Here is a 26203-nt window from a genome sequence, read left to right on the forward strand (position 1 = left end):
GGATCCCGGCTGGACGGCGGGAGAGAGACATGATCGACGGACCGTACTTCGTGCTGACGGTGCTGGGTGTGCTCGGGACCGGCCTGGTGGCCGGGGTGTTCTGCGGATTCTCGACCTTCGTGATGCGGGGCCTGGGCATGCTGCCGCCGGCGCAGGGGGTCGCCGCGATGCAGGCGGTCAATGTGGCGGCGGTGACTCCGCCCTTCATGATCGTGTTCCTCGGATCGGCCGTGCTGTGCGCGGTGATCGCCGTTGTCACGTTCGTGCTGTGGCCGGACGAGGGGACGGTGGAGCTGCTGGTGGGCAGCGCGCTGTACCTGTTCGGGTCGTTCGGGCCGACCATGGTCGCGAACGTGCCGCGCAACGACGCCCTGGCCGAGCTGGAGCCGGGCACTCCGGAGGCGGCGGCGTACTGGCCGGTGTACCTGCGCGAGTGGACGCTGTGGAACCACGTCCGTACGGCGGCCTCGGCCGGGGCGGCGCTGGCGTACGTGCTGGCGCTCACCTGACGGCTGACGGCCGTGCTACTCGGCGGACAGGCACCGGCCGGGAGGCGGACGTATCGTGGCGAAAAGAGTGCCGCCGGCGAGTGAGAACAGCTCCGCCCGACGACGCACGGCCTGGGCACCGGCCTCGTCCGGCCTGCCCCCCCGCGCACGCAAGGAAGACGGCCATGGCCGATCCCAAGGGTTTCCTGACCACGCCCCGCCAGGAGTGGCCGCGCCGGCCGGTCGAGGAACGGGCGCGGGACTGGGACGAGGTCTACGTCCCCGGGGCGCTGCTGCCGATCATCAGCAAGCAGGCCGACCGTTGCATGGACTGCGGCATCCCCTTCTGCCACGACGCCTGCCCGCTGGGCAATCTGATCCCCGAGTGGAATGACCTGGTGTCCCGGGAGGACTGGCGGGCGGCCGCCGACCGGCTGCACGCCACGAACAACTTCCCGGAGTTCACCGGCCGGCTGTGCCCAGCGCCGTGCGAGGCGGGGTGTGTGCTGGCGATCAACCAGCCGGCCGTCACCATCAAGAACGTCGAGTGCGCGATCGCCGACCGGGCCTGGGAGGAGGGGTTCGCGCCGCCGAGGCCGCCGGAGCGGCTGTCCGGCAAGACGGTCGCGGTGATCGGTTCGGGCCCGACCGGGCTGGCCGCGGCGCAGCAGCTGACGCGGGCCGGGCACACGGTCGCCGTGTACGAGAGGGACGACCGGCTCGGCGGGCTGATGCGGTACGGCATTCCGGCGTTCAAGATGGAGAAGCACCATCTGGAGCGGCGGCTGGAGCAGATGCGGGCCGAGGGGACGAAGTTCCGGACGTCGACGGCGGTCGGGCGGGACATCGGGGCCGATGAGCTGCGCACCCGCTACGACGCCGTGGTGCTGGCCACGGGTGCGACCGCGTGGCGTGAACTGCCGGTGCCGGGGCGGGAGCTGACGGGCATTCATCAGGCGATGGAGTACCTGCCGCTGGCCAACCGGGTACGCGAGGGTGATCTGGAGACGTCCCCGCTGTCGGCGGCCGGGAAGCACGTCGTCATCGTCGGCGGCGGCGACACGGGGGCGGACTGTCTGGGCACGGCCGTCCGGGAGGGCGCGGCGTCCGTGACCCAGCTGGACATCTACGCGCTGCCGGACGCGGAGCGCGACGAGGACACCGAGCCCTGGCCGACGTACCCGATGCGGATCTACCGGCTGTCCGCCGCCCATGAAGAGGCCCGTGACCTGCGGACCGCCCCGGTCGCGGACGCGGATGCGCGGCTGTTCGCGGCGTCCACGCTGCGCTTCGACGGCGACGCGCAGGGACAGGTGCGCTCGCTGCACCTGGTCGAGGTGGACGCACGACGCCGTCCGATGGAGGGCACCGGGCGGACGCTCCCCGCCGACCTCGTGCTGCTCGCCCTCGGCTTCTCAGGGCCCGACCGGGAGGACGGCCTCGTCGACCAGCTGGGGCTGGAGATGGAGCCCCGCGGGACGATCGCGCGGGACTCCGGGTTCGCCACGAACGTGCCCGGGTTGTTCGCCGCGGGGGACGCGGCCCGGGGACAGTCGCTCATCGTGTGGGCGATCGCCGAGGGGCGGGCGGTGGCGGCGGCCGTCGACCGTCATCTGACGGGCAGTGCGAGGCTGCCGGCACCGATCGGGCCGTACGACCGGCCCATGGCGGTGTAGACGGCATGGCGGTGTGGACGGCATGGCGGTGTGTAGACGTCCTGCCGCCGGGCGGGGCCGCAGCGGCCGTTGGGCCGGTACCGGCCGCTGCCCCCGCGGACGTCACCGCTCGTCCGTCCCCGCGACCTTCCCCGTCGACAGCGCCACCCGGTTCCATGTGTTGATCGTGCAGATCAGGGCGAGCACCTGGGCCAGTTCCCGCTCGTCGAACAGTGCGGCGGCCCGCGCGTACACGTCGTCCGGGACGCCGGCGTCGGCGATGAGGGTCACCGCGTCCGTGAGGGCGAGAGCCGCCTGCTCCCGCTCGGTGAAGAAGTGACGGGCCTCGCGCCACACCGCGACCATGTGCAGCCGGTCCTCGCTCTCGCCGGCCTTGCGGGCGTCGCCCGTGTGCATGTGCAGGCAGTACGCGCAGTGGTTGAGGTGCGAGGAGCGGATCTGGATCAGCTCGACGAGGGCCGGGTCGATGCCGTCGCGGGCAGCGGCGTCGAAGGCGATGAGGGCCCGGAAGGCCTTCGGGGCCGACGCGCCGAACTCCAGCCGGGCGGACGTCGGGTGGGTGCTGCTCGTGTTCGTGGTCGTCGTCATGCCCTTCAACCTACGAGCCGGAAAGACCCGCTGTAGGGTGCACTTCCATGGTGGAATCGTGGGTCAATTCCGCGGAGCGGATCGGGTCCGACCTGCATCTGGAGCTGATCGGGCCGGGTGGCCGGCGGGCGGCGCTGATCCGGGCCCTGCGCGAGGCCGTACGCAGTGGGCGGCTCGCCCCGGGCGCGCGGCTGCCGCCGTACCGCTCGCTCGCGGCGGACCTCGGCGTCGCCCGCAACACGGTGGCGGACGCGTACGCTGAACTCGTCGCGGAGGGCTGGCTCACCGCCCGGCAGGGCTCCGGCACCCGGGTCGCGGAGCGCGCCGAGCCGCTGCGGCCCGCCGCTCGCGTACCCAAGAAGGCACCATCACGCGCGCATGGCCCCCGGCACGATCTGACGCAGGGCACGCCGGACGTCTCGGCGTTCCCGCGCACCGCCTGGCTGGCCTCCTACCGGCGGGCCCTGCAGCAGGCGCCCAGCGAGGTGTTCGGGCCGGGCGACCCCGCCGGCCGGCCGGAACTGCGGGAGGCGCTCACCGAGTACCTGGCACGCGCGCGTGGCGTGCGGACCGAGCCGGGCCGGATCGTGATCTGCTCCGGCTTCGCGCACGCGCTGCGGCTGCTGTTCGGCGGCGGCGTCCTGCGCGGCCCCCTGGCGGTGGAGGCGTACGGGCTCGGTTTCCACCGGCAGGTCCTGGCCGCGGCCGGGGTCCGGACGGTACCGCTCCCCCTCGACGAACACGGCGCGCTGATCGACCGGTTGGAGCGCGAGCGGGCCGTGCTGCTCACGCCGGCGCACCAGTTCCCGACCGGCGGCCCGCTGCACCCCACGCGCCGGGCCGCCGTCATCGACTGGGCACGCGCGCGGGACGGTCTGGTCCTGGAGGACGACTACGACGGGGAGTTCCGCTACGACCGCAAGCCGGTCGGCGCCGTCCAAGGGCTCGACCCCGAACGCGTGATCCACATCGGCTCGGTCAGCAAGAGCCTGTCGCCGGCGGTGCGGCTGGGCTGGATGGTGCTTCCGGAGCGGTACGTCGAGGCCGTCCTGGCCGCCAAGGGCGAGCGCGAGGCGTGGGCGAGCGTCCTCGACCAGCTGAGCCTCGCGGACTTCATCGCTTCGGGGTCGTACGACCGGCATGTACGCCGGATGCGGCAGCGCTACCGCGGTCGCCGGGACCGGCTCGTCGCGGCGCTCGCCGAGCACGCGCCGCATATCGAGGCCACCGGCATCGCGGCCGGGCTGCACGCCGTGCTGCGGCTGCCGCCCGGCACCGAGGCGTCCGCGGTCAAGGCCGCCGCCTGGCAGGGCATCGCCCTCGACGGCCTCGCCGCGTTCCGGCACCCGGAGACGGACATGCCGGTCGGCGACGGGCTCGTCGTGGGGTACGCGACCCCCTCCGAGCACGCCTACGGGTCGGCCCTGGAGGCGCTGTGCGGTGCGCTGCCGCCGCCCTGACCGGCCCAGGCGCCTCCGTGAGCGCTACGGCTTGCGCCCCACCGCCCCGTACCCCGGGATCACCCCGTCGTCCTGCCCGGGCACGGGCTCGCCCGGCTCTGGGTGCCAGCGGTGGGGCACCTCGACACCGGGCTCGACGAGGTCGAGGCCGTCGAAGAAGCGGGTGAACTCCTCGCGGGAGCGCAGGGCGAGGGTGACGCCGGCGGCGCGCAGCTTCTCGGTGGCCGCCTTCGACTCCTCCTGGGTGAAGTCGGCGGTCGCCTTCGATTCCTCCGGGGTGAAGTCGGCGGTCGCGTGGGTCATCACCAGGTAGCTGCCGGAGGGCAGTTCGGCGAGCAGCCGCCGGACCAGGTGGTGGGCGCCGTCCTCGTCGGAGACGAAGTGCAGCAGCGCGACGAACGACAGCGCGACGGGCCGGGCGAAGTCCAGAACCTTGCGCGCGCCCTCCAGGATGGCGTCCGGGTCACGCACGCCGGCCTGGAGGTACTCGGTCACGCCCTCGTCCGTGCCGCGCAGCAGGGCCGCCGCGTGGGCCAGGACGACGGTGTCGTTGTCGCAGTAGACGACCCGGGCGCCGGGCACGGTCTGCTGGGCGATCTGGTGGAGGTTGGGCTCGGTCGGGATGCCGGTGCCGATGTCCAGGAACTGCCGTACGCCGCTGCCGGCCAGCGGGTGGCCCGGTGCATGAACGCGCGGTTGACCCGGGCCATCACCGGCACCCGCGGGTCGAGGGTGAGCATCTGCCGGCCCATCGCCTCGTCGACCGGGTGCTTGTCCTTGCCTCCGAGGTACCAGTCGTACATCCGCGCGGGATGGGGTCTGGTCGTGTCGATCCGGACGGCCGACGCGGGGTCCTGCCCGGTCATGAGGCGCTCCGTAAGGCACAGGGGGTGGTCGATTCAGCACCAGTTGTTCAAGGCCGGCGTAGGAAGTCGAGCGGTAGCAAGGGCAGTCACGTCAGGACAGCAGGAAGTCCGCCTCCCCCGACTTCGCCCCCTCGATGAAGGCCGTCATCTCGTCGCTGGTGTAGATCAGCGCGGGGCCGTCGGGGTCGGTGGACTGCCGGAGGGCGATCCGGCCGTCGGCGAGTTTCATCGCCTCCAGGCAGTTGCCTCCGTTTCCGCCGCTCCACGGCTTGTGCCAGCCTTCGCTGCCCAAGTCACGCGCGGGCATGCCGTTGTAGACGTGTTTGCGCGGCTTGATGCGATCCATTCACAGCTCCTTGCGGAGGTCCCGGAGGATCTCCTTCGTGCGATGTGCCGTAGCGGCCTGCGCCGCCATGCGGTCCATGACCTCCAGGTGGGTCGCCACCTCGGTGCGCGCGTCGAGATAGACCGCGCCGGTCAGGTACTCGCTGTAGACCATGTCCGGCAGTTCGGGCATGGCGAATCGGAACAGCACGAACGGCCCGTAGGTCCCCGGGTGCGGCCCCTGAGCGAACGGGGCGATCTGCAGCGTCACATTGGGCAGCTTCGTCGCGTCGAGCAGCTTGTCGATCTGGGCGCGCATCACCTCCGGGCCTCCGGCCGGGCGACGCAGCGCAGTCTCGTCCATCACGACCCACAGCCGGGGCGCGTCCTCGCGGGTGAGCAGGTCCTGGCGCTGCATGCGCAGGGCGACATGGCGCTCGATGTCCTCGGGCCGGGTCTGGCCGATGGCGCCGGACCGGAGCACCCCGCGCGCGTAGTCCTCGGTCTGCAGCAGCCCGGGGACGAAGTGGGGCTCGTAGCTGCGGATGACGCTCGCCGCGCCTTCCAGGCTCACGTACATCGAGAACCAGCCGGGCAGGATGTCGTGGAAACGCTGCCACCAGCCGGGCCGGTTGGCTTCCTCGGCCAGTCGGACGAAGGCCTCGGCCTCCTCGTCGGAGATTCCGTAGGCCTTGAGGAGCAGTTGCAGATAGGGGATTTTGAGCGTGACCTCGGCCATCTCCATACGGCGGACCGTGGCGGGGGCGACGCGGAGGATGCGCGCGGCCTCCTCACGCTTCATGCCCGCGCGTTCCCGCAGGTCCAACAGGCGTCGGCCGAGCACGACCTGACCGACCGTCGGTGCGGACCGCGGTTCACTCACGCTCCACCTCCACGAAAAGTTCTGACGAGCCGGCCACAAAGGAACGCTGACAGCCCGGCGGCGCCATTCGAGGACCTTTCGAAGAAACCCATCCGAACAAACGTTTCGAACGAACCTTCGACGATCTCAACTGGCGCCGCGCGGGGTGCTGTTGCGAGCAGTGTGCCACGGCCTTCCAGACCGTCACACAGCACTCTGCAATTTTCAGAGTGACACTTGCCAAGTGTTCACGGCGGGGCGATAGTGGCAAGCGTGATTCCGTCCGCGCCCTTAGGAACAGACGCCGCCGCCGGCCCTCCCGGGCTTGGCGCCGCCACGGAAGAGGCCTCCCTCGGGGCCGCTGCCGGGCGCCGGTTCCGTTTCGAGCTGGCCGCACATTCGGGTTCTCCCGCCCAGGCCAGACGCCTGACACGGGCCCGGCTGACCGGCTGGTCGGTGTGCGAGGACACGTGCGACAGCGCGGCTCTGGTCGTTTCCGAGCTGGTCACCAACGCCATCGTGCACACGGCGAGCACCCACATAGTGTGCGAGCTGCACGACGGTGACGACCTGGTGCGGATAGCCGTGCGCGACGAGGGCTGCGCCCCTGGCCAGCCGCACGCCGCGAGCCGGACCCGGCCCGAAGAGGAGCACGGGAGGGGACTGCTTCTCGTCGACGCCCTCTGCCACTCCTGGGGCGCCCAGGAGGACGGCCCCGGACTGCTGGTCTGGGCGGAGCTGCCGCGCACGGCGGACACCTCGCACGAGCCGGACGGACCTCGGGGCGACCTGGGCTGGGGCGCCCGCCCCAAGCGCGGCCCGTCGGACGACCCGGACGACGGGGACGGGACCCACCAGGCCCGCCACGCCCGGGCCACCCCTGAGGTTCCCCCGCAGGAGCGCCGCCGAGAGCGGGGGAACGCATGAGTCCCGCGCGGGCAGGCATCGTGCTGAACCTGGACACGCTGGTGCGCGTCCGGCGCGGGCTGCGGACGTCCGGCCCGGCCCTGCGGCTGCCGGTGCCCGACGGCATGACCGCCCCGCTCGGCTGCGACGCGGTCGCGGTCCCCGCCCACGTCGGGCCGCTGATCATGCCCCGGCTGCCCCGAGTGGGCTGCGTCTACGCGGATGAAACGCACTGGTGGTGGCTGGTGCCGTCCGACTCCGACCACGCCCTGGAGTGGCCCGCCCCGGCGCGGTACGTCACCGGCGCGGTCGTGCCGGACCTGCTGGAGGTCCCCGACCTGATCCACCGCCCGGACGGCACGCTTCCGTACACCCCGCCCATCCCCCTCTACCTGGCACTGTGCCGCGCGACGGGGACGGCCCCGGCCTGGTCGCGTCCGGTCAGCGCGTAGGCAACGCCCGGCCTCTCCCGGCTCCCGGCTCCCGGCTCCCGGCTCCCGGCTCCCGGCTCCCGGCTCCCGGCTCCCGGCTCCCGCGAACGACCGACCTACGTACAAGGAGCCCCGGCCAGGCGAACGACGACCCGGTCTACCCACACCCACACCCATCACCCCCCCAGCCCCAGCCCCAGTCCCAGTCCCCGTCCCACCGAACGACCGGTCTCCGCACTCCGGCCCGCACACACCACCCCTCACCACCCCGCACCCCCCGCGCCGCCCCGCACCTCCTCCCGGCCAGGTCGTGCGCCCGCGCGCATCCGGCGCCCCGGGCTGCGCCCTGCCCGGGGCGGGTTCCGCCCCGCAATAGTGGGCCGCTCACGGGCGGGGCACGAGGCGGGGAGGTCGGTCGACGGTGGGGAAAAAGCGGACCGCGCCGGAGGTGTCCGAGTCGGAGCGGCTGCTGTTCGGCGGCCCGCTGCGCTACGACATGGGCTGGAACCAGCACGCCGACGCGTTCCTGGAGCTGAACTTCCGCGCCATGATCACCCGGCTGCCGTCCCTGCTCGCGTCCAGCCTCCGGCTCGCCCGGCAGGCCGACCGGGGTGCGGCGCGGATCGTGCTGGCCGCCGAGGCGGGCCGGGGTGTGGCGCAGGCGGTGGCCCTACTCGCCGTCAACAGCGTGCTGGCCGGGCTGATGAGCGGCGGCCCGATCGACGACCGGCTGCGCGGAGCCGCCCCCGCCCTGGCCACGGTGGCCGTCGTGATGTTCCTCGCGGCCCTGCTGCGGGCCGCGAGCACCTACGCCACCGGCCGGCTGGAGCCCAAGGTCGAGCGGGTGGCGACCGAGCGGTACCTGGAGCGGGCCGCGGCCGTCGAGCTGGCCGCGATCGAGGACCACGCCTTCCACAAGCTGCTGGACACCGCGCAGTACGGCGCCGCCTCGGCGCGCCGGATGATCTCCTACGGGACCCGCGTGATCAACGCGATGATCTCGCTGGTCGCGGCGGCGGGCGTGCTGACCGTGCTGCACCCTGCCCTGCTGCCGCTGCTGGTGACGATGACCCTCCCGAGCGCCTGGAGCGCGCTGACCGTCGCCCGGCGGCGCTACGAGTCCTTCCACGCCTGGGTGCAGCACGCCCGGGCCGGGCGGCTGCTCGGCAACCTGCTGATCGAGCCCGAGGCGGCTCCCGAGATCCGGGTGCACGGGGTCGGCTCCTTCCTGCTGCGGCACTTCCGCGCGATGTCGGAGACGGCCGAGGCCGAGCAGGCCCGCCTGGCCAAGCTCGCCGCCCGTACGGGCCTGATCGCGGCGGCGTGGACGGGCCTGGCGACGGTGGCGACGTACGCGACGCTGGGCGGGCTGCTGCTGGCGGGGGCGATGGCCCTGTCGGTCGCAGGGACGGCCGTGATCGCGATCCGGACCGGCTCGCAGAGCCTCGACACGCTCGTGGTGGAGGTCAACGCGCTGCACGAGGAGGCGCTCTTCGTCGGGGACCTGCACCGGCTGTACACCGAGGCGGACCAGTGGGCGATCCCGGCGGGCGGTGTGGCGCTGCCGGAGGATCCGCAGGAGATCCGCTTCGAGAACGTCACGTTCCGCTACCCGGGCGACTCCGCCCGCCCCGCTCTCGACGACGTGACACTGAGCCTGCCGCTGGGCCGGATCGTGGCCCTGGTCGGCGAGAACGGCTCCGGCAAGACGACCCTGGTCAAGCTGCTCGCCGGGCTCTACACGCCGGAGCAGGGGCGGATCCTGTGGGACGGCGTGGACGCGGCGACCGCGGACCGGCACCGGCTGGCCGAGCGGATCGCGATGGTGGCGCAGGACTTCAAGCGGTGGCCGTTCACGGCCCGGGTCAACGTGGCCTTGGGGCGTTCCTCGATGCCCGTGTGCGAGGAACGGCTGGGTGCGGCGGTCGCCGACGCGGGGGCGGAGACGGTGATCGCGGACCTGCCGCGCGGACTGGACACCTTGCTCGCCCGCAACTTCAGCGGCGGTCACGAACTGTCGGGCGGCCAGTGGCAGCGGCTGGGCATCGCCCGGGCGGCCTACCGCAGGGGCCGCATCCTGATCGTGGACGAGCCGACGGCGGCCCTGGACGCCCGGGCCGAGCTGGAGGTCTTCGAGCGGATCCGCGCCCTGGCCGACAGCGGCCAGACGGTCGTACTGATCACGCACCGGCTGGCGTCCGTACGGCACGCGGACCTGGTGCACGTCCTGGACCAGGGCCGGCTCGTGGAGTCCGGGACACCGGAGGAGCTGCTGGCCACCGGTGGCGTCTACGCCGAGCTGTACGCGCTCCAGGCGGAGCAGTTCGCCTCGTCGCCCGCGCCGGTCAGGAAGGTGCCGGCGCCGAAGGCGGGCTGAAGGCACACGTCAGGCGGTGGCGCCTGACGGCACACGTCAGGCGGTGGCGTCGGCCACGTCCCCACTGCGCACGATCACCAGGAACATGTCCGTGGCCAGGTCCATGACGACCTCGGCGGGCAGGCCTTCGCTTCGCCGTGCCTGCGCGAATTCCTCCGCAGGCCAGGAGCCACGCGGCCCACCGGCGGGAAAGCGTTCGAGCACCGTTCGCCCGTTCACCCTGCACCTCCATGTAGCGCTGTACTCGTAGAGTTAAACGCCAACCATGGGGTGAACGGCTCGCGAAGTGACGGTACTGAGACGTAGTTGACACGCGTTCACCGCCAAGTGTGACCAACTTCTCAGCCTCTTGGCCTATGTGTTCACTTTCCGTATCAGTCGTCGTACTCATCGTGATATCGGATGCGCTCACTTCCCGCAGGCGCCCCAAAGGCCGACGCGCGCCCCTCGGGTTCCTCCCACTCCTCCTGGCGGCCCAGCGCGGTGAGGTCCAGCAGGCTGGTGGTCGAGCCCAGGCCGTCGAGGCCGCGCCCGTACGCCGAGTAGGTGTGGAAGACCCGGTCGCGGTCCCGGAGGAAGCAGCTGAGGCCGGGCCGCTCGACGAGTTCGCCCTCACGCTCCAGAGTCACCTCGAAGTCACGGTTGAAGTCGCAGGCGTGCGACGAGTACCAGGGCAGCGTCCAGCCCATCCGCGCCTTGAACGGCAGGATCCTCGGGTAGGGCGCGCGGGACACGGCCGCGAACGACGTTTCACGGGCCTGAAGATGAGCGAGATGCCCTATTTGATCCAGGAATGCGGAGCAGCTGCGGCAGCCCGCGTCCCACTCGGGCGCGAACATGAAGTGGTAGACGACGAGCTGGCGCCGGTCCTCGAACAGGTCGAGCAGAGTGGCCTTGCCGTCCCCGCCCTCGAAGACGTACTCCTCGCCGACCTCCACCATGGGCAGTCCGCGCCGCTCGGCGCTGAGCGCGTCCCGTGCGCGGGTGGCAGCCTTCTCCTTGAGCAGCAGTTCCGCGCGGGCCGCGCGCCACTCGCCGCGCGAGACGATCTCCGGAAGCGACATGGGCCCTCCTGTGACAACGGTCCGTCCGGGGTGGTGACCGGCGGGAGGGACGGAACTCATCGCCGTCCGGCGGAATTTCCCGGAACGGCCACAAGCCCCCCGCAGCGCGTGCCGTCAGGTGTCGTACCGCTGGATGCGCCGGCCGTGGCTGCGGTCGACGAGTGCGGGCAGGCGCTCCCCCAGCTCCCGTACCACCGCCGGCACGTCGATCGTCAGGAGCTCCCGGTCGCGCATCAGGATCCGTCCGTCGACGATCGTGGTGCGGACGTCCGCGGAGCGGGCGCTGTGCACGAGGGTGGCGGCCAGGTCGTGGACGGGCTGGGTGTGCGGCCCGGTGAGGTCGACCAGGACGATGTCGGCCCGCCGGCCGGGTGCGATGCTGCCGGCGCTGTCCCCGAGACCCACGGCACGGGCGCTCTGCAGCGTGGCGTGGTGCAGGGCCTGCCGGGAGGTCAGCCGGCGCGGGTCGCCCTCGGCCGACTTCTGCACCAGCGCGGTGAGGGCCATGGACTCCCACACGTCGAGGCTGTTGTTGGAGGCGGCGCCGTCGGTGGCGAGTCCCACGTCGACGCCGATGTCGCGCAGGGCGCGGACCGGTGTGGTGTCGGGCCAGGCGAACTTGAGGTAGCCGCGGGGCGCGGTGGCGACGGCGGTGCGGCCGTCCGCCTGCTCCAGGAGGGGGAGGTCGCTGTCGACGATGCCGGTGCCGTGGGCGAGGAGCAGGTCCGTGTGGAGGAGGGTGGTGCGTTCCAGGACCTCGATCGGGGTGACGCCGTGGCGGGCAAGACTGGTCTCGGTCTGGTCGCGGTTCTCGGCGGCGTGGAGGTGCACGGGCAGGCCGTGCGCGCGGGCGAGCTGGGCGGTGGCGGCGAGGTCGGTGTCGTCCACCGTGTAGGGGGCGTGCGGCGCGAGCGCGGTGGTGATCCGGCCGTCGGCCGCTCCGCGGTGGCGCAGCGCGAACTCCAGCGACCGCTCCCGGCCTTCGGGCCCCTGCGAGGAGAAGAAGGCCTCGCCGAGCAGCGCCCGCATGCCGGATTCCGTGACCACCCGGGCCACCGCGTCCATGGCGAAGTAGTGGTCGGCGAAGCAGGTGACGCCCGCCCGGATCATCTCGGCGCAGGCGAGCCGCGCCCCCAACTCGACGTCCGTCGCCGTGAGGTTGGACTCGACGGGCCAGACGACGTCGTTGAACCACTCCTCGGTGGGGAGGTCCTCGGCGAGTCCGCGCAGCGCGACCATCGGCGCGTGCGTGTGGCAGTTGATCAAGCCGGGCAGGGCGACCTGGCCGGCGGCGTCGATCCGCTCGGCGGCGGGCAGGTCCGCGGCCTGCGCGGTGGTCGTGACGGCCTCGACGATCCCGCCCCGCACGACGACCGCGGCGTCCTCCGCGAACCCGATCCGCTCTTGATCGTCGTGCACGAGGACCGTACATGCGCTGATGATGAGCTCGGCGGGATCGTCCGCGGCAGAAGGCGTCATCACGCCAACGTACGACGGCGTCGTAGGGCGGCATGAGCCGAACCGCACATCCCGTCACGGCTCTGTCGCGGGGCGGGCCGGGCGCGCACCCTGGCCTCACCACCCCGTCTGTCGGCTTCTGAAAGGAGCCCGGCATGCTCCTCGGCACCTGGAACCTGGAGAACCTCTACCGGCCCGGCGGCCCGTACGGCCCGCCGGACGAGGCCGGCTACGAAGCGAAGCTCGCCGCGCTCGCCGCCGTGATCACGGAGCTCGATCCGGCCCTGCTCGGCGTGCAGGAGGTCGGCGACCCCGAGGCCCTGAAGGACCTGGCCGGGATGCTCGACGACGACTGGCACGTCGCCCTGTCCGAGCATCCGGACAGCCGGGGCATACGGGTCGGGTTCCTGAGCCGTACGCCGCTGACGGTGGTGGCCGACACGCGGGCGTTCCCGGCGGAGCTGCGTCCCGTCCAGGCGGACGATGCGGGGCTGACGGCGGGGCAGGCGGGGCGGGGCGTCCTGGCCGTTGAGATCGAGGGCGGGGACGGACTGCTGCGCGTGGCCGTCTGCCATCTGAAGTCGAAGCTGCTGTCGTATCCGGACGGCCGGTTCCAGCCGCGCGACGAGGGCGAACGGGCCCGCTACGGCGCCTACGCCCTGTACCGGCGGGCCGCCGAGGCGACGGCGCTGCGCGCGCTCGCGGACGCGTTGCTGGCCGGTGACGGGCAGGAGCGGGACGTGGCGATACTGGGCGACCTGAACGACGAGGTGCAGGCGGCGACCACGCAGATCCTGCTCGGCCCACCCGGCTCGGAGATCGGCACCCCGGGCTACGACCGGCCCGACCGGGGCGACGCGACGCGGCTGTGGGACGTGGCCCCGCTCATCCCGCCCGGGCAGCGCTGGTCCCGGGTGAACTCCGGGCGGCGCGAGCTGATCGACCACGTGCTGCTGAGCCACCGTCTGGTGCACCGGACGACGGCGGCGGGCACGGGCCTGCCGGGCGAGGGCCCGCCCGGCCTGCCGTCGGTCGGCCCCGATCCCGCGGAGCGCCGCGGCGAGCCCGGGTCGGACCACGCTCCGGTGTGGGTACGGGTCGGCGGCTGAGCGGGTTGGGTTGACAGTGCCAGTGCCGGAGGGCCTGCTGCGAGCAGGGCGCCGAGGAGCGGCAGGCCGACGGCGACACCGGGAGGGCGGGCACGACGGCGCGGGCGGGTAAGGGCCGGCCGCCGCGGGCGGGTAAGGGCCAACCGACGCGGACGGGTAAGGGCCAACCGACGCGGACGGGTAAGGGCCAACCGACGCGGACGGGTAAGGGCCAACCGACGCGGGCCGGGTGAGGGCCAGGCGGTGGCCGGGTGGGGGCTAGCCGGCGAGGGGTGTCCGGGGCGGTGGCTGTAGTCCCACCCTCTCGCCCCGGCGGGCGAGTTCGGTGAGGACGGCCGCGAGGCGTTCCTCGTGGCGAGTCCCGAGCCGGCCCGTGTCGTCGAGGTGCACGGCGCAGGCGGTCGTGGTGTCGACAAGGCGTTCGAGGAGGTCGGCCACCTCGTCCGCGCCCTCGGTGTGCCGGGCGAGAGCGGGCAGCTCGTGTGCGGAGAGGGAGATGGCCGAGCGGGCCTCGGCCAGGGTGCGGTAGGCCTCGCGGCGCAGGGTCCAGCGGGTGGCGCGGTGGCCGGAGGGGGTGCCCGAGGTCCCGATGCGGGGGGCGTCGGCCTCGTCGAGGACGTGCGTGAGGTAGGCGTGCGCGGCGTCGCTCGCCGCCCTGAGCCGGGCGCGCACTCCCCCGCCGTGCTGTCCGGGCATCGGCAGGTGCCCGACGATCAGCACGATCGCGCAGGCCAGCAGCGTCTCGCCGATCCGGCCGGCGGAGGCCTGGGGCTCGCCGCCGACCATGACGAGCGCGAGGACCAGGACGGTGGCGACGGCGGTCTGGGCGGCGAAGTGGCGGGTGGCCACGGGTATGAGCGCGCCGCTGAGGGCGACGAGCGCGATGAGCCCTTCCGGGCGGGGCAGGACCGCGGCGAGCGCCGCGAAGAGCAGCGCCCCGAGGACGGTCCCGGCGGCCCGGTTCAGCACCCGCGAGGCCAGCGGCCCCAGGTCGGGCTTGACCAGGAACACGGCGGTGGCGGGCAGCCAGTACCAGTGCTCGTGCTGCCCGTACCACTGGCTCCGGTGCAGGGCCTGGGCGACCGCCGAGCTGGCGCCGAAGCAGAGGGCGACGCGGAACCCGTACTCGCGCCCGGCACTGCCGAAGGCCGCGCGCAGCCGGTCCCCGGCGCTCCTGGGCCGCGTGTGCAGATCACCACCCCGCCCCTGGTCGAACACCTCGGCGGCGTGCAGGAGGGCGTCGTCGAGGGCGCGCAGGGCGGGTGCCGAACGGGACGGGGCGGGCAGCGGCCCGGTGTGGGTGTTGCCGCGCACGGCGGCGGCGAGCCGCCGGGGGCCTTCGGAGGCCCGCTCGGCGATGGGCTCCTCGGCCCAGGCCAGCGCGGTGGCGGCCTCGGCGAGGGGCAGGGCAGCGGCGTACTGCGCGTGCAGGCGCCGCTCGGTGGAGGACGAGGCGTACCTCCGCAGCCGGGGCCCGGCGAGGGCGTCCTGCGCGTGGTCGAGGGCGGCGGTCAGGGCGGCCCGGCGGCGGATGGCGTCCGGCCCGCCGACGGCGTCGAGCAGTTCGGCGACGGCCTCGTACACACGGACCACGGCCGCGCGCTCCCCGTCGAAGCGGAAGTCACCGGGGAGGGAGCCGGGCGTGGGCAGGACGAGCCGCAGCACGAGCAGCCAGCCCGCCCCGGCGAGATAGGCGAGCGCCCGCTCCCAGCCCGGCTCGGGCAGGGGCATCCCGGCGCCGATCGCCGCGCCGACCAGCAGCTGCGTCCCGACTGCGGAGGCGACGGGCCCGACGGCGCTCATCCCTCCGGCGACGAGCCCGACGGCCGTGAGGACCACGGTGAGCACGACCGCCCCGGTCTCCTGCCCGGTGTAGGTCCCGATCACGAGCCCCAGGGCACCGCCCAGGGCGGGTACTCCGATCCGCTTGACCGAGACGCGCCGGCTCCCGGGCCGGTCGTTGATCCCGGCCAGCATGGCGGCGACGGCGGCGACGACGCCGAGGGAGGTGAGACCGGTCTGCACGGCCACGAGCAGCAACGGCCCGGCCGACAGGGCCCCCCGCGTCACCGCGCTCCAGGGCACCGGCCCCCGCTGTGCGCTCAGGGCGTGCGCGAGCCAGGGCGGCAGATGCGGGGCGATGCGGCGGGACACGGGGCTCCTGTCGTCTCGACGAGGGCAGGGGAAAGCCTTCGGGCGACGGCGGCCGGGGCGGGGTGTGGCTGCCCACGGTAGGCGGGGTTCCTGGAGGATAGGTTTCCGGAACGTGTCGGACCGCTGGGAACCGGCGTTCTTTATGTACGCAATCCGGAATGTACGCAATCCGGAAACGAGCCCGGCAACCTTTCTGGCCCCGGCGACCACTGGTGAGTCGTGAGCGCGCGTTCTCCTGAACCACGCAAGGACTCGAAGGACTCATCCGTGGCATCCGCATCTCATCGCCGTCCCCTCCGAAAGCGGCGCACGGCCCTCGTCTGGACCGTCGCCGTGGCGGCCGTGGGACTCCTCGTCTCGCTCGTGATCGCCCTGCGCCCGGGCGGCGAGCCGGACACGGTACGGACGGCCGCCGGGACGGCCGCCACCCGCCCGAGCGTCTCGCCGACGACACACAAGCCCACACCGGCACCCAAGCCCTCGACACCCTCCCCGGCTCCGAAGCGCACCCCGGCCGCCGCGGCCTCCGCGACCACCCCGCCGGCGCGGCCCTCGCCCGTCACCACCCGATCGCCCGCGCCGCGTCCGGCGTCGGGCACCGCGCCCCTGGCGGGACGGATCAAGCCCGGAACCACCTACACGGGCGTCGCCACCCACTACGACGCGAAAGACGGTGACGGCGCCTGCCTGTACGGCCCGAGCCCCGACCTCATGGTCGCGGCGATGAACCACACCGACTACGAGACGTCCCAGGCGTGCGGGGCGTACATCCTGGTCCGCGCCGCAAGCGGAGCCTCCGTCACCGTCCGGGTCACCAACGAGTGCCCGCTGCCCTGCGCCCCCGGGCAGCTCGACCTCAGCAAGGAGGCCTTCGCGAAGCTCGCCGGTCTGTCCGCGGGACGGATACCGATCACCTGGAGCCTGCTGAGCCCCGCCACGTCCGACACGGTCTCGATCCGCTACAAGACCGGCTCCAGCCGCCACTGGTGCGGCATCCAGGCACTCGGCCACCGCAACCCGCTGGCCCGGCTGGAGGTCAGGACCGGCGGCGGCTGGAGCCGGTTGACGCGTACCGAGTACAACTACTTCCTCTCCCCCGACGGCACCGGCTGCGGCGGCTCCCTCAGGCTCACCGACATCTACGGCGAACAGCTCACCGTCGACGGCCTCGCGATCCGCCCGGACACCGTCCAGCCGACCCGCGTGCAGTTCACCCGGCGGTGACGGCGCGCACGGCCCGGGCGAGGAGCGTCTCCGCGTCGGTGACGGCCCGGGTGAGCGCGGCCGGACCGTCCGGGAGGTTCCGCACGAGCGTGTCCACCTCCTGGAGTCCCGCCCGCGCCAGCAGCCCCTTGTCGTTCGTGACCCACTCCCCGCGCGCCGCCCAGCACCGCGTGTGCGCTCTGGGTCGCGGCGAGAGCGATCGCGCCCGCGACCTGGGTGACGGCGTTCTTCGGGGCGTGGCCGGCCTTGGCGTAGGCGAGGCCGGCCGCGGCCATGCCGTGCCAGTGCGCCGGGGCGGTGACGCGCAGCGCCGGCGGATAGGCGCCCGGACGCGGCAGTTCGCCCCGCAGCACCTGGTTGATCGCGAGTTCGGCGACGAGGAGGTAGGTCGGGATGCCGGCCAGGTGGAACATGAGGGGCTCGACGCGGAAGCGACCCTGTTCCGCCTCGGCCCGTTCGTGTTCGACGACGGCCAGGTCGCGGTAGTGGACGTCCACCCTCCTGCCCTCGATCGTCAGCCAGGCGCCCGAGTTGAACACGCCGCCGCCCCAGGCGCCGGTCTCGCAGACCTCGCCCTCCCAGCCGACCGCGCGGAGATCGGCCGGGTCGAAGGCGCCGCGGTAGTAGACCGCCAGATCCCAGTCGCTGTCGGGCCGTTCGGCGCCCAGGGCCCGGGAGCCGCCGAGGGCGACGGCCTCCACGGCGGGCAGGGCGGCGAGGCGGTCGGCGGTGGTGGCGAGGAAGGTGTGGTCCGGGGCGGTGGGCACGGCTGGCTCCTGGGCAGACGGGCGGTCCGGGATGTGTAGGGGGCTGGGCGGACGGGTCCGGGGATGCGTAGGGGGCTGGGCGGACGGGTCCGGGGATGCGTAGGGAGCTGAGCGGACGGGTCCGGGGATGCGTAGGGAGCTGAGCGGACGGGTCCGGGGATGCGTAGGGAGCTGAGCGGACGGGTCCGGGAAGCGTAGGGGGGCGCCCCCGTCGCCGGGAACCGAAATACGGGTGCGTACGCGTGCCGGGGCCCCCATGATCGGTGGGTTGCCCTGTCGCCGCCCGCAGATCGGAGACCGCACGTGATCCGCCGCGTCACCGTCCCAACTCTCTTCCCGCCTCCCACCTACTCCCACGCGTCCGTCGTAGAGGCCGGCACGCGGCTGGCGTTCCTCGCCGGTTCCGTACCGCTGGGCCCCGACGGCGCACTGGTCGGGCCGGGGGATCCGGTGCGGCAGGCCGAGCAGGTCATCGCCAACCTGCGGGAGCAGCTGGACGCCGTCGGGAGCGATCTGGCGCATGTCGTGGCGACCGACGTGTACGTGGTGAGCGGTGAACCGGCCGTACTGTCCGCCGTCTGGAGCGTGGTCGAGGCGTCCGGCCTCAGTGCGGGTCCGCATGCCTCGACGCTGATCGGCGTGGCGTGCCTCGGGTACACGGGACAACTGGTGGAGATCACGGCGACAGCCGTCGTTCCCGAGTAGGCGAGGACCGCCATGTTGATCGAGCACCGCGGGCGGCGCCCCGTCGTCCCCGATTCCGCGTACGTCGCCCCGACGGCCGTCCTGTGCGGGGCCGTGGTCCTCGGTGAGCGCAGCCGGGTGCTGCACGGGGCCGTGCTCACCGCTGAGGACGGCGAAGTGCGGGTCGGGGCGGACGTCGTCGTGATGGAGAACGCGCTGGTGCGGGGGCGGTCCGCGCACCCCGCCGTGATCGGTGACGCGGTGCTGGTCGGTCCGCACGCCCATGTCAACGGGGCGACCCTGGAGGACGAGGTCTTCGTGGCCACGGGTGCCTGCGTCTTCCCGGGCCGTCGCGGGCGCCGGTTCGGAGCTGCGCATCCACAGCGTGCTGCACGTCAACTCCGTGCTGCCGCCCGGCACCGTCCTGGCCATCGGCTGGATCGCGGCGGGCGCGCCCCGGGCCCGGCTCTTCGCCCCCGGGGAGCACGACGAACTCTGGCAGATCCAGGAGGCGCTGGACTTCCCCGGCACGGTGTACGGCATCCCGCGGGGCACGTCGATGCGGGAGGTGATGGCCCGGCAGGTGGGGTTCTACGGGGCCCATCACGACGACGTCACCCTCGACGGCCCGGCATGAGCTACCGCCCCGCGGGCCTGCCCCACGCCCTCGGTTTCACGAGCGGCTCGGCGTAGCTCCCCACCCGGCTCGTGGTCAGCCCCAGTGCCACCAGGGACTCCGCCAGTTTGACCGCCGCACCGACCCCGTCGACGACCGGCAGGCCCAGCTTCTCCCCGACAACCCGTTGCAGCCCCGTCATGCCGGCGCAGCCGAGGACGAGCACCTCTGCCCCGGCCGCGCAGGCCCGTTCGGCGGCGGCCAGGAACGCCGTCTCGGTGCGTTCGTCGTCGCCGAGGTCGAGCACGTTCAGGCCCGTTCCGACGATGGCCGCGCAGTTCCGCGCCACGCCCGCCGTCTCCAGGCTGTCCTCGATCTGGCCGCACGAGCGCTCCAGCGTGGTCACGACGCCGTAGCGGCGGCCCAGCAGGCAGGCGAGGTGCGCGGCGGCCTCGGTGATGTCGACGACCGGCACGTCCACCAGTTCCCGCACGCCCTCCCTGCCGTGCTCCCCGAATCCGGCCATGACCACGGCGTCGTACGGCGCTCCGTCATAGGTCCGCAGAGTGTCCAGGACGGCCGCGGCGGACAGGTAGCTGTCGAGCCAGCCCTCCGCCGACGCCGGCCCCCAGGCGGGAGTCAGTCCGGTCACGGTGGTGCCCGGACCTGCGGCGGCCCGGGCACCTCGTACGATCTCCTCGGTCATCTCCTGCGTGGTGTTGCAGTTGGTGACGACGATTCGCACGTCTCTCAGGCCTCCGCGGTGGCGCGCTCGGGACGGCACAGGGCCGCGTACAGACCGGCGGCGAGCGCCGTGCCGATGAACCAGGAGTACGGGGCGACGTCGCTGAAGGTCTTCACCAGCGCGAGCACCGCCGCGACACCGGCCGCCGGCAGGAACGCCCACAGCGCCTTGGGGTTGACGCCCTTGCGGTAGTAGTAGCGGGAGCCAGGGGCGGCGTCGAACAACTCGTCCACGTTCACGCGGCCGCGCTTGACCCAGTAGTAGTCGAGCATGATCACGCCGAACAGCGGGCCGAGGAAGGCGCCGAGGCCGCCGAGGAAGTAGTTCACGACGGTCGGGTTGGAGAAGAGGTTCCAGGGCGTGACGAGCAGGGCCGCGACCGTGCTGATCATGCCGCCGACCTTGAAGGTGATCTTCTGCGGCCAGACGTTGGCGAGGTCGTACGCCGGTGAGACGAAGTTGGCGACGATGTTGACGCCCATGGTGGCGATGGCGAAGGTCAGCGCGCCCACCACCAGCACCCAGGTGTTGCCGATCTCGGCGACGAGGTAGGCCGGGTCGGTGATCTCCTTGCCGAAGACCTCGAAGGCGCCCGCGGTGACGATGACCGACACGATCACGAAGGCCGTGGAGTTGATCGGCAGGCCCCAGAAGTTGCCACGCTTGACGGACTTGTAGTCGGGGGCGAAGCGGGAGAAGTCGCAGAAGTTGAGCATCAGGGTGCCGTAGGTGGCGAGGACCAGGCCGATCGCGCCGAACCACTGACGCCACTGCTCACCGACGGAGACCGGGTGGGGGGTCGAGGTGAGCGAGATCGTCCAGCCGGCCTTGGCCAGGATCCACACGGCCAGGGCGATCATCACGAACCAGATCGCCGGGCCGCAGAAGTCCTGGAACTTGCGGACCGACTCCATGCCCCGGCTGATGATCGCCGCCTGCACCAACCACAGCGCGATGAAGGAGACCCAGCCGAGCGCGTCCAGGCCGAGGAAGGAATTGTGCGTCCACGACTCCAGCCCGGGCCAGGCCGCCAGCAGCATCACGTTGACGGCGACGGAGGCGAGGTAGGTCTGGATGCCGTACCACATGATGGCGATCACGGCCCTGATCAGCGCCGGGATGTTGGCGCCCCAGATGCCGAAGGCGATCCGGCTGACCACCGGGAAGGGCACGCCGTGGCGCTGGCCGATCTTCCCCATCCAGTTCATGCCGATGTAGATGATCACGAACCCGACGAGCAGGGACGTGAAGATCTGCCAGACGTTCATGCCGAGGAAGAGCAGCCCGGCGGCGAAGGTGTAGTTGCCGAGGTTGTGGACGTCGGACATCCACATGGCGAAGAGGTCGAAGACCTTCCAGTTGCGCTTCTTGGCGGGCGCGAGGTCTTCGTTGGTGAGCCGGGGATCCGGGACGAACGCTGGGGTGCCGGTGTCTGCGGCACGGTCGGCGAGTGACACGGGGCCTCCATGAGCAAGGGGACGACGGAGGACTGCTCCGCAGGACGATGGGGGCACCCCGCGAATGTTTGGTATACCAAACTGCGGCCATGGTCTCCCCGTCAACCGTTCTGACCGATGTCGCTCTTGTTAACGCCGCGTAAAAGACACCTCGCGTCGACGAAGATGGGCTGCATGACGAAGATCGAACCCCTCGGAGCGGTCCGCGAACGCGTCACGGCCGATCTGCGCCAGGAGATCATCGCGGGCAGCCTCCGCCCCGGGGACCGCCTGGTGGAACGCGAGCTGGCGGAACGTTTCGGTGTCTCGCGCGTACCCGTCCGGGAGGCGATCCGGGCCCTCGTGGCCGAGGGCTTCGTCCACTTCGAGACACCCCGCCGCACGGTAGTACGCCGTCTCACCCCGACCGACGTCAAGGAACTGTTCGAACTGCGAGAAGCCCTGGAGGTCTACGCCGCCGGACTCGCCGCGTCCCGGGCGACGCCGGAGGACCTGGCAGAGGTCCAGGAACTCGTCGACCGCGCGGCCACCGCGACCGAGGCCGGGGACGCCGAGGTGATCACCGACGTCAACAGCCGTCTGCACGACCGCATCATGGCAATGGCGGGCAACAGCCTGCTGACCGAGGCCCTGGAACCGGTCGCAGGCCGGCTGCGCTGGATGACCCGGCGCAACGAGGAGTGGCCACAGCTCCTCGTGGAGCACCGCGAGCTGTACGAGGCCATCGCCTCGGGCGACCCGGACCGGGCCCGCGCGCACGCGCTGACGCACGTGCGGACCAACTACCGCTCCACGGTCCGGCACCTGTTCGGCGAGGAGGCTCCCTAGGGGGTGCCGGTGGGCAGGCCCGCCGCTCGCCCGGCCGTGCGCAGGACGTCACGCAGCATGGTGGGGGTGAGCCGGCCCGTGAAGGTGTTGCGCTGGCTGACGTGGAAGCAGCCGAAGAGTTCCAGGCCGTCGAGGGGGTACCGGGCGCCGTGGGAGAAGGCGGGGCGCGGCCGGGGCACGGACCAGCCGGCTGCGGCGAACGCGGGCAGCGCGGCCTGCCAGCCGAAGGCGCCGAGTACGACCACGGCCCGCAGCGTCGGGCGCAGCAGCCGCAGTTCCTGCACGAGCCAGGGGCGGCAGGTGTCCCGTTCCTCGGGGGTGGGCTTGTTGGCGGGCGGGGCGCAGTGCACGGGCGAGGTGACGCGCACGCCGTACAGTTCCAGGCCGTCGTGGGCGTGCTCGGCGGTCGGCTGGGAGGCGAGGCCCACGTCGAACAGCGCCTCGTAGAGGACGTCTCCGGAGCGGTCGCCGGTGAACATCCGGCCGGTGCGGTTGCCGCCGTGGGCGGCGGGGGCGAGTCCCACGATCAGCAGCCGGGCGTCCGCGGGCCCGAAGCCCGGCACCGGCCGGCCCCAGTACGTCCAGTCCGCGTAGGCGGCTCGCTTGGCACGGGCCGTCTCCTCGCGCCAGGCAACCAGCCGCGGGCAGGCCCGGCAGTCGGCGATGCGCCGGTCGAGGAGGGTGAGTCCGCTGGCGTCCATCACTCCACCGTAGGCGCAGGCCGGGTCGTAGTGGTCAGGTGGGCGAGATCCACGCGGACCGGTACGAACCGCCCTCCGCCGGGCTCAGACTCCGGTGACCTGCACGGCCCGTTCGTCGCTCCGGCGCAGCCAGAGCAGGGCCCCGGCCAGCAGCGCGGCGCCCGTCAGGAGCCAGGGCAGGGGGCCCGGCCGCAGTACCCCGACGGCCAGGCCGGTGAGCGCGCCGACCAGTTGCTGGGCGAGGGACTGGACGGACAGGGCGGTGGCGCGGCCCGCACCGTCGACCCGGCGGTGCAGCAGGTCGTTCTCGTTCGGGGCCGCCGCGCCGAGACCGAGGTAGACCAGCCCGAAGCCGGCTGCCGCGAGGGCTGTGGCCGCCGGGTGGACGGAGGAGGCGGTGACCCCGAGCAGCAGCAGGCCACCCGCCCCGGCCGCGAGGCTGACCAGCACGGCACGTTCGCCACTGCCCGCGATCCGGGCGGTGAGCGGCGCCAGGTGGCTGCCGAGGCCGGAGCAGAGGAACCCCGCGCAGGACAGGGCGGCGTACACCATCGCTCCGGAGCCGTTCGAGCCGGTCAGCGCCGTCGTACGGCCCGGTACGAGCAGTTCGACGGCGGCCAGGGCGCTTCCGGCGGCCGCGGCACCGAGCAGGATCCGGCGGACCATTGCGTCCCGTCCGCCCAGTCGGAGCCCGTCGGCGACCGTGACCGGGACGCCGCGCAGCACCGAACGCAGGGTGGCCGGCGGCCTCGGGGGCTCCGGCAGGGCGGCGAGCACATAGGCGACGGACACGATCCTCAGTGCTGCCCCCAGCAGCAGAGGAACGGACAGGGGCAGCACCGCCCCGGACGTCGCCTCGCTCAGCCGGGCACCGAGGTCGGGCCCCAGCCCGAGCAGCCAGGGCAGGGCACCGCCGAGCAGGATGCCGCCCGCGAGCGCGGCGGAGGTCGCGGAGCCGCCCCGGGCCAGGCCCGTGCGCAGCTCGGCGTCCGGACCGGAGCACGCTTGGACGGTGTCGACGTACCAGGCCTCGGCGGTTCCGCTGGCCAGGGCCCGGGCCACGCCCATGAGCACCATGCCGACGGTGAGCAGCCAGGCGGAGCTGCCGAGGCCGAGCAACGCGAAGGCGACGACGCCGAGCCCACCGGCCGCGGCCAGGACCGGCCGGCGCCCGAGGACGTCCGAGAGGCCTCCCGTGGGCAGTTCCAGTGCGGCGACGGTCAGGGAGTGTGCGGCGAACAGCCCCGCGACCGCGGCGAGGGACATGCCGCGCTCGGTGAACAGCAGGACCATCGTGGCCATGCCCAGCCCCGGCGGCAGCCACAGGAGCGCGCAGACGGTGACGTACCGGCGGCGAGCGGCCGGCTCTCCGGTCGGCTCGGTCGCGAGCGGCGTCACGGGTTGAGATCTTCGGCGTCGCGGGCTTCGGTCTCGCGGTCTTCCGGGCCGGAGTCGGCGTGTTCGTGGGTGGCGAACGGCAGGGCGGCGGTGAGGAGCACGACGTGTTCAGCGCGCGAGTCGTCTGCGTCCCGAGCGGTCAGTTCCTCCAGCTTGCCTGCGACGGTCTCCAAGAGCTCGGTGACCGACTCGGCCGTGAGCCGGGGCATGAGATCGCTGATCCCGGATGACTCCACCCACTCCTGGCCGAGCCGCCCGGCGGCCAGGTCCGCCTCGTACCGGGCGAGTGATCTCTCCAGGTGCTCGATCTGCCGCCGCCGTGCCAGCCCGACGAAGGCCCGGCCCGCCTCGGTGGCCTCCATCGACTCGTTGCTCCAGGACGTGAGGGTGTGCAGCGCCCGCCACCGCCGCTCCCGCCCGTCGCGGTGCTCGGCCTCGCCGATGAACGCGTACTTCGCCAGCACCCGCAGGTGGTAGCTGGTCGACGCCGACGACTCCCCCGTTCGCGCGGCCAGCTCACTCGCCGTGGCGGGCCCGTCCTGCCGCAGCAGTCCGAGCAGCTGGATACGCAGGGGGTGGGTGAGCGCCTTGAGGGCGGCGGTGTCGTGTTCGGGATCGAGTACGCGCTTGTGCTCGTCGCTGTCCATGCCGGGAGGTTAGGCGGCGAGGCCGCTTAGCAAAAGACTTTTTGCAAAACTTGTTTGGCAGAGTCGGGTTCGGAGGGCGATATCCCGCCCGGTGCAGCACCTCGGAGGACTAAGGTCGGGACATGGCTTCTCAGGGTGCGCAGCACGACAGGACGGACGGGACCGCAGACCCGGCGGCCGACTCCCCCGAGCCGGCCGGCAGCTCAGCGGGCGGCGAGACCCAGCCCCCGGACCCGAAGGTCGCCGCGGCGATCGCCGCTGCCGAGGCCGCGGGCCCGCAGGACGGCACGACCGTCCGCGTCGACAGCTGGATCTGGTCCGTACGGCTCGTCAAGACCCGTTCCATGGGAGCCACCGCCTGCCGGGGCGGCCACGTGCGCGTCAACGGCGAGCGCGTGAAGCCCGCACACGGCGTCCGTGTCGGTGACGAAGTGCGTCTACGGCACGAGGGCCGCGAGCGGATCGTCATCGTCACCCGGCTGATCCGCAAGCGGGTCGGGGCACCCGTGGCCGCCCAGTGCTACGTCGACAACTCCCCGCCGCCCCCGCCCCGCGAGGCCGTCGCCCCCGCCGGCATCCGCGACCGCGGCGCGGGCCGGCCGACGAAGCGCGACCGCCGCGACATGGAACGCCTCCGCGGCGTGCCGGGCCCTGGCAGGGCGCCCGGCCTCGGCCCTGGTCCGGGCGGTGGCCCCGGCGCGGGCTTCGGCAGCGGCTCACGCGAACGGAGGCCGTGAGCAGGCCGAGGAACCGCCGCCATCCCACGGACCGGTGTCCGGGACGGGCCCTCAGCCCCTCCCCGACACCGCCGGAGCCCTATGCGACTCGCCTCCATCCGGTCACGCCCGCCGCAGCAGCCGGAGCAGATCCGCGTTGTGCTCCCGCCGTGCCCACGCGATGAGGGTGAGCGGCACGATCAGGATCACCGGCGTCGCCGCATACTGCCCGTCGAAGACGGATATCTGCACGACGAACGCGCCCACCATCAACGCGCCCAGCGCCATAGCCGCCACCGACTGGAGCACCGGGATCAACAGGGCGATCGCCCCGGCCAGTTCGAGCACACCGATGGTGTACATCCCCGCGCTGCCCCAGCCGAGCCGCTCGAACGACTCGGCAGCCGAGGCGTGCCCGATCAACTTGGGCAGGGCGCTGGCGATCGCGTAGAAGAGGGCGAGCGCTACCTGCAGAGCGCGCAGGGCCACCCGGGCACGCCGCCCGCGAGCGGTCGCGGACTCGGCGATGACGACGCCGGCCGGGGTGGAGTCGGCGGTGACGGCAGCGGTGGTCTCGGACATGAAGGTCTCCTGGGTGAAGCGGTGCGTGTGGTGTCGCGGTGTCGGAGAGACAGACCGGCCCTCGCCCAGGAACTC

The 26203-nt window shown here is 72.9% G+C and carries 25 protein-coding genes and 2 pseudogenes; 12 read left to right on the plus strand and 15 right to left on the minus strand.

The features are described 5' to 3' along the window. Positions 1-29: 29 nt before the first annotated feature. Both A4E84_RS10125 and A4E84_RS10130 read left to right on the plus strand, forming a co-directional pair. Positions 30-509 carry an anthrone oxygenase family protein gene (locus A4E84_RS10125; RefSeq protein ID WP_062926233.1) on the plus strand — a complete coding sequence of 160 codons (480 nt, stop codon included), beginning with the start codon at positions 30-32 and terminating at the stop codon, positions 507-509. Positions 510-673: 164 nt separating this feature from the next. Continuing rightward, the gene (locus tag A4E84_RS10130) at positions 674-2164 is read left to right on the plus strand and encodes a glutamate synthase subunit beta (RefSeq protein WP_062926234.1); all 1491 of its coding nucleotides are present in this window, start codon (positions 674-676) and stop codon (positions 2162-2164) included. Positions 2165-2266: 102 nt separating this feature from the next. Here the strand turns inward: A4E84_RS10130 and A4E84_RS10135 are convergent, their stop codons facing one another. Then, positions 2267-2752, minus strand: a complete 486-nt coding sequence (locus A4E84_RS10135; protein ID WP_062926235.1) for a carboxymuconolactone decarboxylase family protein — start codon at positions 2750-2752, stop codon at positions 2267-2269. 47 nt (positions 2753-2799) lie between these two features. On the opposite strand from A4E84_RS10135, the gene pdxR reads away from it, so the two are divergent. Beyond that, positions 2800-4212, plus strand: coding sequence for a MocR-like pyridoxine biosynthesis transcription factor PdxR (gene pdxR / locus A4E84_RS10140; RefSeq protein ID WP_062926236.1), 1413 nt, complete (start codon positions 2800-2802; stop codon positions 4210-4212). Between the two features lie 24 nt (positions 4213-4236). On the opposite strand, the pseudogene A4E84_RS10145 reads toward pdxR, so the two are convergent. The 3 genes and pseudogenes from A4E84_RS10145 to A4E84_RS10155 all read right to left on the minus strand — a co-directional run bounded on the left by A4E84_RS10145 (position 4237) and on the right by A4E84_RS10155 (position 6285). Beyond that, a pseudogene (locus A4E84_RS10145) lies at positions 4237-5078 on the minus strand (SAM-dependent methyltransferase). Between the two features lie 91 nt (positions 5079-5169). Next, positions 5170-5424 (minus strand): DUF397 domain-containing protein, encoded by a 255-nt coding sequence (locus A4E84_RS10150; protein ID WP_062926237.1) that lies wholly within the window; start codon positions 5422-5424, stop codon positions 5170-5172. Beyond that, the gene (locus A4E84_RS10155) at positions 5425-6285 is read right to left on the minus strand and encodes a helix-turn-helix domain-containing protein (protein ID WP_062926238.1); all 861 of its coding nucleotides are present in this window, start codon (positions 6283-6285) and stop codon (positions 5425-5427) included. It lies immediately after the preceding gene. A gap of 243 nt (positions 6286-6528) precedes the next feature. Between A4E84_RS10155 and A4E84_RS10160 the strand changes: the two genes are divergently transcribed. The 3 genes from A4E84_RS10160 to A4E84_RS10170 all read left to right on the plus strand — a co-directional run bounded on the left by A4E84_RS10160 (position 6529) and on the right by A4E84_RS10170 (position 9978). Further along, complete coding sequence (locus A4E84_RS10160) at positions 6529-7191, plus strand: ATP-binding protein (protein ID WP_079128925.1); 663 nt, start codon at positions 6529-6531, stop codon at positions 7189-7191. Beyond that, positions 7188-7622: a hypothetical protein gene (locus A4E84_RS10165; protein WP_062926240.1), complete on the plus strand. Its 435-nt coding sequence runs from the start codon at positions 7188-7190 to the stop codon at positions 7620-7622. Before A4E84_RS10160 ends, A4E84_RS10165 begins: the two co-directional genes overlap by 4 nt. Before the next feature lie 400 nt (positions 7623-8022). Beyond that, complete coding sequence (locus A4E84_RS10170) at positions 8023-9978, plus strand: ABC transporter ATP-binding protein (protein WP_062926241.1); 1956 nt, start codon at positions 8023-8025, stop codon at positions 9976-9978. A 36-nt stretch (positions 9979-10014) separates the two neighbouring features. On the opposite strand, the gene A4E84_RS10175 is transcribed toward A4E84_RS10170, so the two are convergent. The 3 genes from A4E84_RS10175 to A4E84_RS10185 form a co-directional block, all read right to left on the minus strand. Next, positions 10015-10197 (minus strand): hypothetical protein, encoded by a 183-nt coding sequence (locus A4E84_RS10175; RefSeq protein WP_010039591.1) that lies wholly within the window; start codon positions 10195-10197, stop codon positions 10015-10017. A gap of 155 nt (positions 10198-10352) precedes the next feature. Next, on the minus strand, positions 10353-11042 hold the full coding sequence (locus A4E84_RS10180; RefSeq protein ID WP_062926242.1) for a DUF899 domain-containing protein: 690 nt from the start codon (positions 11040-11042) through the stop codon (positions 10353-10355). 114 nt (positions 11043-11156) lie between these two features. Continuing rightward, positions 11157-12521, minus strand: coding sequence for an amidohydrolase (locus A4E84_RS10185; protein ID WP_062926243.1), 1365 nt, complete (start codon positions 12519-12521; stop codon positions 11157-11159). Between the two features lie 134 nt (positions 12522-12655). Between A4E84_RS10185 and A4E84_RS10190 the strand changes: the two genes are divergently transcribed. Continuing rightward, positions 12656-13609: an endonuclease/exonuclease/phosphatase family protein gene (locus tag A4E84_RS10190; RefSeq protein WP_062926244.1), complete on the plus strand. Its 954-nt coding sequence runs from the start codon at positions 12656-12658 to the stop codon at positions 13607-13609. A gap of 258 nt (positions 13610-13867) precedes the next feature. Here the strand turns inward: A4E84_RS10190 and A4E84_RS10195 are convergent, their stop codons facing one another. After that, positions 13868-15763, minus strand: coding sequence for an FUSC family protein (locus A4E84_RS10195; RefSeq protein ID WP_062926245.1), 1896 nt, complete (start codon positions 15761-15763; stop codon positions 13868-13870). 267 nt (positions 15764-16030) lie between these two features. On the opposite strand from A4E84_RS10195, the gene A4E84_RS10200 reads away from it, so the two are divergent. After that, a complete protein-coding gene (locus A4E84_RS10200) occupies positions 16031-16987 on the plus strand; it encodes an expansin EXLX1 family cellulose-binding protein (protein WP_062926246.1) in 957 nt (318 codons plus the stop codon). Here A4E84_RS10200 and A4E84_RS10205 read toward each other — a convergent pair. After that, positions 16974-17754 (minus strand): annotated as a pseudogene (locus A4E84_RS10205) (nucleotidyltransferase domain-containing protein). The gene A4E84_RS10200 and the pseudogene A4E84_RS10205 overlap by 14 nt on opposite strands. 303 nt (positions 17755-18057) lie before the next feature. On the opposite strand from A4E84_RS10205, the gene A4E84_RS10210 reads away from it, so the two are divergent. Together A4E84_RS10210 and A4E84_RS44380 are read left to right on the plus strand one after the other, a co-directional pair. Continuing rightward, on the plus strand, positions 18058-18459 hold the full coding sequence (locus A4E84_RS10210; protein ID WP_062926247.1) for a RidA family protein: 402 nt from the start codon (positions 18058-18060) through the stop codon (positions 18457-18459). 307 nt (positions 18460-18766) lie between these two features. Next, positions 18767-19075: a hypothetical protein gene (locus A4E84_RS44380; protein ID WP_237305170.1), complete on the plus strand. Its 309-nt coding sequence runs from the start codon at positions 18767-18769 to the stop codon at positions 19073-19075. Position 19076: 1 nt separating this feature from the next. On the opposite strand, the gene A4E84_RS10220 is transcribed toward A4E84_RS44380, so the two are convergent. Next, entirely contained in the window at positions 19077-19799 is a 723-nt protein-coding gene (locus A4E84_RS10220; RefSeq protein WP_062926248.1) for an aspartate/glutamate racemase family protein, read from the minus strand. Positions 19800-19804: 5 nt separating this feature from the next. After that, positions 19805-21256, minus strand: coding sequence for an NCS1 family nucleobase:cation symporter-1 (locus A4E84_RS10225; protein ID WP_062926249.1), 1452 nt, complete (start codon positions 21254-21256; stop codon positions 19805-19807). A 174-nt stretch (positions 21257-21430) separates the two neighbouring features. Here A4E84_RS10225 and A4E84_RS10230 point away from each other — a divergent pair, with 174 nt between their 5' ends. Further along, on the plus strand, positions 21431-22084 hold the full coding sequence (locus tag A4E84_RS10230; RefSeq protein ID WP_107308295.1) for a GntR family transcriptional regulator: 654 nt from the start codon (positions 21431-21433) through the stop codon (positions 22082-22084). On the opposite strand, the gene A4E84_RS10235 is transcribed toward A4E84_RS10230, so the two are convergent. The 3 genes from A4E84_RS10235 to A4E84_RS10245 all read right to left on the minus strand — a co-directional run bounded on the left by A4E84_RS10235 (position 22081) and on the right by A4E84_RS10245 (position 24830). Then, a complete protein-coding gene (locus tag A4E84_RS10235) occupies positions 22081-22785 on the minus strand; it encodes a uracil-DNA glycosylase (protein WP_062926251.1) in 705 nt (234 codons plus the stop codon). The two genes, A4E84_RS10230 and A4E84_RS10235, sit on opposite strands and share 4 nt — an antisense overlap. A gap of 84 nt (positions 22786-22869) precedes the next feature. Beyond that, positions 22870-24183, minus strand: coding sequence for an MFS transporter (locus A4E84_RS10240; RefSeq protein ID WP_062926252.1), 1314 nt, complete (start codon positions 24181-24183; stop codon positions 22870-22872). Next, a complete protein-coding gene (locus A4E84_RS10245) occupies positions 24180-24830 on the minus strand; it encodes a helix-turn-helix domain-containing protein (RefSeq protein WP_062926253.1) in 651 nt (216 codons plus the stop codon). The genes A4E84_RS10240 and A4E84_RS10245 overlap by 4 nt, the downstream gene beginning before the upstream one ends. A 122-nt stretch (positions 24831-24952) precedes the next feature. On the opposite strand from A4E84_RS10245, the gene A4E84_RS10250 reads away from it, so the two are divergent. Next, positions 24953-25567 carry an RNA-binding S4 domain-containing protein gene (locus A4E84_RS10250; protein ID WP_062926254.1) on the plus strand — a complete coding sequence of 205 codons (615 nt, stop codon included), beginning with the start codon at positions 24953-24955 and terminating at the stop codon, positions 25565-25567. A gap of 102 nt (positions 25568-25669) precedes the next feature. On the opposite strand, the gene A4E84_RS10255 is transcribed toward A4E84_RS10250, so the two are convergent. Next, positions 25670-26128, minus strand: coding sequence for a DoxX family protein (locus A4E84_RS10255; protein ID WP_062926255.1), 459 nt, complete (start codon positions 26126-26128; stop codon positions 25670-25672). Positions 26129-26203 lie beyond the last annotated feature (75 nt).

It is taken from the genome of Streptomyces qaidamensis, from assembly GCF_001611795.1.
In the GTDB taxonomy this organism is placed as follows: Bacteria; Actinomycetota; Actinomycetes; order Streptomycetales; family Streptomycetaceae; genus Streptomyces; species Streptomyces qaidamensis.

Excerpts from the sequence above, each read along its gene's own strand:
- A4E84_RS10250 (WP_062926254.1), top strand. The coding sequence starts at position 24,953 with ATGGCTTCTCAGGGTGCGCAGCACGACAGGACGGACGGGACCGCAGAC.
- A4E84_RS10130 (WP_062926234.1), top strand. The coding sequence starts at position 674 with ATGGCCGATCCCAAGGGTTTCCTGACCACGCCCCGCCAGGAGTGGCCG.
- A4E84_RS10235 (WP_062926251.1), bottom strand. The coding sequence starts at position 22,785 with ATGGACGCCAGCGGACTCACCCTCCTCGACCGGCGCATCGCCGACTGC.
- A4E84_RS10180 (WP_062926242.1), bottom strand. The coding sequence starts at position 11,042 with ATGTCGCTTCCGGAGATCGTCTCGCGCGGCGAGTGGCGCGCGGCCCGC.
- A4E84_RS10125 (WP_062926233.1), top strand. The coding sequence starts at position 30 with ATGATCGACGGACCGTACTTCGTGCTGACGGTGCTGGGTGTGCTCGGG.
- A4E84_RS10135 (WP_062926235.1), bottom strand. The coding sequence starts at position 2,752 with ATGACGACGACCACGAACACGAGCAGCACCCACCCGACGTCCGCCCGG.
- A4E84_RS10150 (WP_062926237.1), bottom strand. The coding sequence starts at position 5,424 with ATGGATCGCATCAAGCCGCGCAAACACGTCTACAACGGCATGCCCGCG.
- A4E84_RS10165 (WP_062926240.1), top strand. The coding sequence starts at position 7,188 with ATGAGTCCCGCGCGGGCAGGCATCGTGCTGAACCTGGACACGCTGGTG.
- A4E84_RS10190 (WP_062926244.1), top strand. The coding sequence starts at position 12,656 with ATGCTCCTCGGCACCTGGAACCTGGAGAACCTCTACCGGCCCGGCGGC.
- A4E84_RS10185 (WP_062926243.1), bottom strand. The coding sequence starts at position 12,521 with ATGACGCCTTCTGCCGCGGACGATCCCGCCGAGCTCATCATCAGCGCA.
- pdxR (WP_062926236.1), top strand. The coding sequence starts at position 2,800 with ATGGTGGAATCGTGGGTCAATTCCGCGGAGCGGATCGGGTCCGACCTG.
- A4E84_RS10230 (WP_107308295.1), top strand. The coding sequence starts at position 21,431 with ATGACGAAGATCGAACCCCTCGGAGCGGTCCGCGAACGCGTCACGGCC.
- A4E84_RS10255 (WP_062926255.1), bottom strand. The coding sequence starts at position 26,128 with ATGTCCGAGACCACCGCTGCCGTCACCGCCGACTCCACCCCGGCCGGC.
- A4E84_RS10245 (WP_062926253.1), bottom strand. The coding sequence starts at position 24,830 with ATGGACAGCGACGAGCACAAGCGCGTACTCGATCCCGAACACGACACC.